General features: G+C 41.5%; 1 protein-coding gene. It reads left to right on the top strand.

Annotation, left to right across the window (positions count from 1 at the left end; all coding sequences use genetic code 11):
- On the top strand, nucleotides 1-1780 hold a 1780-nt coding region (locus tag WBG07_RS19285), incomplete at both ends, for a non-ribosomal peptide synthetase (protein WP_340203759.1).

Raw genomic sequence — 1780 nt, 5'->3', positions numbered from 1 at the left:
ACAGCACACCCTTTCTGCATTTGATCATCAGTTATACCAATATGAAGATCTGGTAGAAGCCCTTCGTTTGCAACGTGATACCAGTCGTAACCCATTATTTGATGTATTGTTTTCTTATTTCAAGGACACTGGCGAAGCCTCAGATGCTACAGAGACACTCGCTATAGATTCTTACGGTAACAGCGGCGATGGTGTTTCCAAGTTTGATTTAAGTCTAACGATTACTGAAGATAGTAATGATGTTTACTTCTCTATCAGTTATGCTACCTCATTATTCACCGAAGCCACCATTCAACGCTTGATTGGCTATCTGCGTTGTATTTTAGAGAGCGTCATTGCCAATCCTTCTGTAAAACTATCAGAAATCACAATCCTTTCAGAGTCAGAACAACAGAAATTACTCCAGGGGTACAATGCTACCGAAGTAGCCTATGCTACCGATCAAACCCTAGTAAGTTTGTTTAGTTCTCAGGCATCCAGCACCCCTGATTTGATTGCCTTAATCTGTGAAGACAGGAGTATAGATTATGCAACTTTAGATACTGTTTCCAACCAGTTAAGCCACCATCTTTTAGCGCAGAGCTCAGGTGTAACACACCCCCGTATAGGGGTTAAACTGGTTCGTGATGAATGGTTGTTGATCTCTTTACTGGCAATTCTGAAGGCTGGCGGAACCTATGTACCTATCGATATAACCTATCCTTCAGCACGCATCACCGAGATAGAGAGAGACAGCGATTGTCTGTTTTTAATAGACAGTGCTTTTCTAAATGAGTTTGAGTCACTTCAGCATACCTATGCTACATCATCTGTTGATATGATGATATCTTCTGATGATCTAGCCTATTTGATTTATACGTCTGGTTCTACCGGAAAACCCAAAGGTGTACAGCTCACCCACGGTAATGTTGCTTCCTTATTGCAGTGGTCTGCAGAGGAGTTTAAAGACACCGCGTTTCAAATAATGTATGCAGCAACCTCTCATTGTTTTGATCTTTCCGTTTATGAGATGTTCTATCCTTTAAGTATAGGAAAGACACTTCGTATATTACCTAACGGCTTAAAGATCGCAGATTACCTAACCCAAGACAGGGGAATATTGATCAACACCGTACCTTCGGTAGTACAATCTTTAGTAGATGAGCATGCATGTTTTGATGGGGTCACTGCGATTAATATGGCAGGAGAAGTAATACCTATAGGGTTAATTGACCACTTCAAAGGAAGTTCTATTGAGTTGCGTAATTTATACGGTCCTTCCGAAGACACCACCTATAGCAGTTGTTACCGAATCGCTACCACAGTACCTTATAAAGGTAGTATACCTATAGGAAAACCTATTGCAAATACCCGTTTTTATCTATTGTCTTCTGCTATGACCTTGGTTCCTTCCGGTGTTATTGGAGAGTTATATATAGAAGGAAGCGGCGTTGCTTCCGGTTACTTTAATCGTCCGCTATTAACTCAAGAGCGCTTTATTTCGAGTCCCTTTACAGAAGGAGCCACCTTGTATAAGACCGGTGATTTGGCACGTTGGTTACCCGATGGAAACTTAGAGTTCATCGGCCGTAATGACCATCAGGTAAAACTCAGAGGATATCGTATCGAGCTTCAGGAGATCAGTCATCAATTGACTACATTTTCCGAGGTAGATCAGGCCTTGGTCATCGCAACCCCATTGCATAACAATACTCCCGAGTTAGTCGCATATATTATTGGAGCTTCGTCAATTTCCCCAGATATTTTACGTTCTTATTTAAGCAGTAAGCTTCCCGCTTAT

The sequence above is a fragment of the Ascidiimonas meishanensis genome, assembly GCF_037782385.1.
Lineage (GTDB): Bacteria > Bacteroidota > Bacteroidia > Flavobacteriales > Flavobacteriaceae > Ascidiimonas > Ascidiimonas meishanensis.
This window is presented reverse-complemented; position numbering and strand designations above follow the sequence as displayed.